The organism is Flavobacterium sp. (assembly GCF_046155325.1).
Lineage (GTDB): Bacteria > Bacteroidota > Bacteroidia > Flavobacteriales > Flavobacteriaceae > Flavobacterium.
On record NZ_JBJXDQ010000110.1, the window covers coordinates 1 to 4537 of the forward strand.

The 4537-nt window shown below is 32.7% G+C and carries 8 protein-coding genes; all 8 read left to right on the plus strand.

Annotation, left to right across the window (positions count from 1 at the left end; all coding sequences use genetic code 11):
* A partial coding sequence (locus ACKVOD_RS07560) for a hypothetical protein (protein ID WP_409208864.1) occupies positions 1–307 on the plus strand: 307 nt, incomplete at its 5' end.
* Positions 308–418: 111 nt separating this feature from the next.
* On the plus strand, positions 419–1288 hold the full coding sequence (locus tag ACKVOD_RS07565; protein WP_409208865.1) for a DUF3347 domain-containing protein: 870 nt from the start codon (positions 419–421) through the stop codon (positions 1286–1288).
* 7 nt (positions 1289–1295) lie between these two features.
* Positions 1296–1757, plus strand: a complete 462-nt coding sequence (locus ACKVOD_RS07570) for a TlpA family protein disulfide reductase (RefSeq protein WP_409208866.1) — start codon at positions 1296–1298, stop codon at positions 1755–1757.
* Positions 1758–1759: 2 nt separating this feature from the next.
* A complete protein-coding gene (locus ACKVOD_RS07575; protein ID WP_409208867.1) occupies positions 1760–2254 on the plus strand; it encodes a heavy-metal-associated domain-containing protein in 495 nt (164 codons plus the stop codon).
* The gene (locus tag ACKVOD_RS07580) at positions 2254–2862 is read left to right on the plus strand and encodes a hypothetical protein (protein ID WP_409208868.1); all 609 of its coding nucleotides are present in this window, start codon (positions 2254–2256) and stop codon (positions 2860–2862) included. Before ACKVOD_RS07575 ends, ACKVOD_RS07580 begins: the two co-directional genes overlap by 1 nt.
* Positions 2862–3062, plus strand: coding sequence for a hypothetical protein (locus ACKVOD_RS07585; protein ID WP_409208869.1), 201 nt, complete (start codon positions 2862–2864; stop codon positions 3060–3062). Before ACKVOD_RS07580 ends, ACKVOD_RS07585 begins: the two co-directional genes overlap by 1 nt.
* 472 nt (positions 3063–3534) lie before the next feature.
* A complete protein-coding gene (locus ACKVOD_RS07590) occupies positions 3535–3900 on the plus strand; it encodes a heavy metal-binding domain-containing protein (protein WP_409208870.1) in 366 nt (121 codons plus the stop codon).
* 84 nt (positions 3901–3984) lie between these two features.
* A partial coding sequence (locus ACKVOD_RS07595) for a heavy metal-binding domain-containing protein (protein WP_409208871.1) occupies positions 3985–4537 on the plus strand: 553 nt, incomplete at its 3' end.

The window sequence follows — 4537 nt, forward strand, 5'->3', positions numbered from 1 at the left end:
GAGTTATGCCTGTGGTACAAAAACAGAAAAATCATGTTGTAAAAAAGAATTTACTTCTAAAACAGAAAAAAAAGACTGTTGTTGCAAAAAACATAAAAAAGAAAATGATAATTCTTGTGGAGGAAAATGTGGACACTCCAACTGCACAAATACAACTACTGTAAGTTTAAATTTCATTTCATTAAACGAAATTGAATTTAAAAACAATAATTTTGATTTTTCAACTCAAAATCAAAACTTCAACAACCCAAAAACCCATATATCTTCTGGGTTTTCATCTCTTTGGCTTATTCCTAAAATAGGCTAAAACCAAATTTTACAGCCATAACTATGGCTTTTTTCTAACAACTTTCCGTTGTTAAAATATTCAATATTATTTAATAAATAACTGAAACTTTAGTTTCAAAACCCTTTTACGATGAAAAATTCATTAAATTCTTTAATGATAGCAATTGTTCTATTGCTATCAACAACAATCAATGCGCAAATTAAAAACGCCAAAACCGAGACTTTAAAAGTATACGGAAACTGTGGCATGTGCGAATCTAAAATTGAAAAAGCAGGAAGCTTAAAAAAAATAGCAACAGTCGATTGGAATCAAGAAACCAATATGGCTACCATAACTTATGATGCTAAAAAAACCAATACAGATGAAATCTTAAAAAAAATTGCTCTAGCTGGCTATGACAGTGATCAATTCATTGCGCCGGATGATGTGTACAATAATCTTCACGGGTGTTGCCAATACGATCGAGTAGCAAAAGTTCCTGTAAAAGCAGAAGTAAAAACTGTTGTAACAACAGATGAACATGCAAATCACAATCATGCTGCGATGGAAACAAGCGAAACTCCAAAAATGAGTCAGTTAAATCCTGTTTATGAAAATTATTTTTCATTAAAAGATGCATTGGTAAAAACAGATGGTGCAATGGCTTCAACAGCTGCAAAAGAATTACTAGCATCAATAAATTCAGTAAATATGAATACACTAAAAATGGATGTTCACGTGGTTTGGATGAAAGTTGTAGATAGTCTTAAAGAAGATGCTGAGCATATTGGAGACACAAAAGATGCTAAACACCAAAGAGACCATTTTAACACACTTTCTAAATCAATCTACGAATTAATAAAAACTTCCAAATCGGAAGAAACCGTGTATTATCAATTTTGTCCAATGGCAAATGAGGGAAAGGGTGCTAATTGGTTGAGCAAAGAAAACACTATCAAAAATCCATATTTTGGCTCTATGATGTTGAGTTGCGGAAAAGTTGTAGAAACAATCAAATAATTCTGAAATGAGAAAGGCTATCTTTATACTATTTCTTTCTTTTGGTTTACAAGCACAAGTAAAAGTTGGTGACACTTTACCAACTTTTACTTTAAAAAACACCAATAACGAAGTTGTTTCTAGCGCATCATTCAAAAACAAACATGTACTTATTGATTTTTGGGCTTCATGGTGTGGGACGTGTAGAAAAGAAAATAAAAAATTAGTTTCTCTTTACAAAAACACAGATTCTTCAATACTTGAAATTGTTGGAGTTTCTGTAGATAAAGATCTTGTGAAATGGAAAAAAGCCATTGATAAAGACGGTATAAAATTCACCCAATTAAATGACCCTGATGGATTTGATGCGAAAACAGCCATTTTATTTGGAGTAGAAGAATTGCCAAGTCAGTTTTTGTTTGATGATAAAGGAATTCTAGTCGCATTCAATCCCTCTGAAGAAGAACTAAATAAACTATTAAAAAAGTAAATATGAAAAAATCATATCAATACGTAATACTACTTGCATTGGTGGTATTTAATTTCTCGAATGCAAATGCACAAATTTCAAAAGCAGAAATTAGAGCGACCGGTTTAACCTGTTCTGTGTGTTCCAATGCCATAAACAAACAATTAAAAGCATTGCCTGAAGTGGCAAAAGTCGAAACCGATTTGAATACCAATACTTTTACGGTTACGCTAAAAGAAAATGCTTCTATTAGCCCGAAAACTTTTAAAGAAAGCGTTGAAAAAGCAGGTTTTTTTATTGGCTCATTGGCACTTACATCAAAATCAAGTTTTATTAAAAACGAAAAATATATTTTGGTGGACACTAAAACTATAGATTCAGATCAAGTTACTTTTCAAGTTTTAGACAAAGGGTATGTAACAGAAAAAGAATTTAAAAAATTATCCAAGTCGTTCAAAAATGTTGAAACCTATGCCTCAAATAACGACGATGATTTTCATATTAAAATTATCAACTAATGAGAAAAGTAGTTATTCTTTTTTTTGTGTTTGTATTTCAAAAAAATTACAGTCAAGAACTTTTTGTAGTTACTGATCCTGCTAGTAATATTCCTGCAAATACGCTGAGCGTTCGCATATCACAATCGTTGTTTAAAGAAGAGTTTATATCAGGTTATAACTATCATTTAATGCCCGAAGTAGCTTATGGTTTAAATAAAAACCTGATGTTAAGAGCTTCTGCTTTTGTGAGTAATCGAAGTAATCAGCTGGTAACCGAAGGCGGTAGTTTTTATACCAAATACCGTTTTTACTCGACAGATGATTTAAACAGCCATTTTAGATTAGCAGCTTTTGGAAGATATAGTTTCAATAATTCGGATATTCATCAGGAACAAATAGAAATTTTAGGTCACAATTCTGGTTTTGAAACGGGTATAATTGCTACTAAATTGATAAAAAAAGTAGCCATCAGTGCATCAATTAGTTTTGAAAAAGCATTTGACAATAAACCCAACTATCCTTTCCCGGATGATTTTGGGGATAATGCTACGAATTACACCTTGTCCTTTGGTAAATTAATGTACCCAAAAAGTATACCAGTTTCAAGCAAACTAACATCAATTTGATGGTTGAATTTGTCGGACAAACAATAAACGAAGACGGTAAATCCTATCTTGATATAGTACCTGCCATACAATTTATTTTTAACAGCCAGGCCCGTTTAGATTTGGCTTACCGACAAGAGTTAGAAAGTTCAATGTTGCGAACAGCTCCAAATGGGTTTTACTTTAATCTGGAATACAATTTTTTTAATGTAATAAAATAAATTTTATATGAATTATACAACTTAAATAAATAAATCTGTAACATTATAGATATAAACTCATTATACTTTTACTTGTAGAAATTAATCTACAAATAATAAAGTCATAAAATGAAAAATATTCAAGTAAGTATCTAAGCGTGCCTAGCCTGTATGATTGAATGTGAAAAATGTGCTGAGAGGTGTTTAACAGTAAAAGACCATTTAGAATTTGTGAAATTGTGTCGCGATTGCGCCGACATTTGTGCTCTTTGTGCAAGGTTGTGCGCTAGAGGTTCAAAATTTGCCGATGCACTTTGTGCATTATGCGTTCAATGTTGTGAAGATTCCGCCAACGAATGCAGCAAACACGATATGGAATGTTGTAAAAAATGCGCCGATGCTTGCAAAAAATGTGCAGAAGCTTGCAAAATGTAAATAGTAATCAATTCAATACTAAATGTTTATTAAAAAGCATTTGGTATTGTTTTTAAAAATGAAAAAAAATGAAAAAAATAATTTTAACAATTGTAGTTTTAATTTAGTAACTATTTCCTGCAATAAAAAAGGAGTAGAACAAGGAACGGTTGATACACATATGATGAACAATGGATCAGAAATGATGAATGGAGATACGGATATGAAAACATACGCTTGTCCGATGCACCCTGAAATTACGGGAATGAAAGGTGATAATTGCTCAAAATGTGGAATGGCGTTGACAGAAAGAAAAACGGATAAAAAAGATGTTTCTACTATTTATTCTTGTCCAATGCACCCCGAAATTCAAGGCAAATTAAACAGCAAATGTTCTAAATGTGGAATGCCTTTAACAGAGCCAGTTCCTGAAAAAGCGAAATAAAGCAAATAATTTTGGGTAAGAAAAATGTACTGAACTTGTTATGAATTTAACAGGCTTAGTTTAGATTATTTACTAAATTAAAAAATGACACAAACTTACACGATTACCGGAATGACTTGCGATGGCTGCCGCACCAAAGTCGAAAAAGCATTGAATACAATTGAAGGTGTTCAAGCGAGCGTTACATTGGAACCACCCATCGCGACCATCATCATGGAAAAACATATCCCAGTAATGCAATTACATGATGTATTGTTTGCTGCAGGAAAATATACCATTGCCTTAGATAATCACACGGATTCTAGCAACAAACCAGCAGAAAAATCGTGTTGCGCTACTCATTCCCTTAGCCATAAACAAGAAATAAAAGCACCAAATAATGCTAATGGCAAATACTATTGCCCAATGCATTGTGAAGGCGAAAAAGTATACGATAAAGCTGGAGATTGTCCCGTTTGTGGAATGGATTTAGTCAAATCACCTGATTTGACGGCTAGCAAAACGATGTACACTTGCCCGATGCATCCCGAAGTTATCAAAGATAGTCCGGGTTCGTGTCCTATTTGCGGAATGGATTTAGTGCCTATGAATCCGAGTGATACTGAAGACCAAAAGACCTATAAAGATTTAGTCAAGA

Bases quoted from the DNA above. Each gene is read 5' to 3' on its own strand.
- ACKVOD_RS07565 (WP_409208865.1), top strand. From the start codon at position 419: ATGAAAAATTCATTAAATTCTTTAATGATAGCAATTGTTCTATTGCTA.
- ACKVOD_RS07575 (WP_409208867.1), top strand. From the start codon at position 1,760: ATGAAAAAATCATATCAATACGTAATACTACTTGCATTGGTGGTATTT.
- ACKVOD_RS07580 (WP_409208868.1), top strand. From the start codon at position 2,254: ATGAGAAAAGTAGTTATTCTTTTTTTTGTGTTTGTATTTCAAAAAAAT.
- ACKVOD_RS07590 (WP_409208870.1), top strand. From the start codon at position 3,535: ATGAAAAAAAATGAAAAAAATAATTTTAACAATTGTAGTTTTAATTTA.
- ACKVOD_RS07585 (WP_409208869.1), top strand. From the start codon at position 2,862: ATGGTTGAATTTGTCGGACAAACAATAAACGAAGACGGTAAATCCTAT.
- ACKVOD_RS07570 (WP_409208866.1), top strand. From the start codon at position 1,296: ATGAGAAAGGCTATCTTTATACTATTTCTTTCTTTTGGTTTACAAGCA.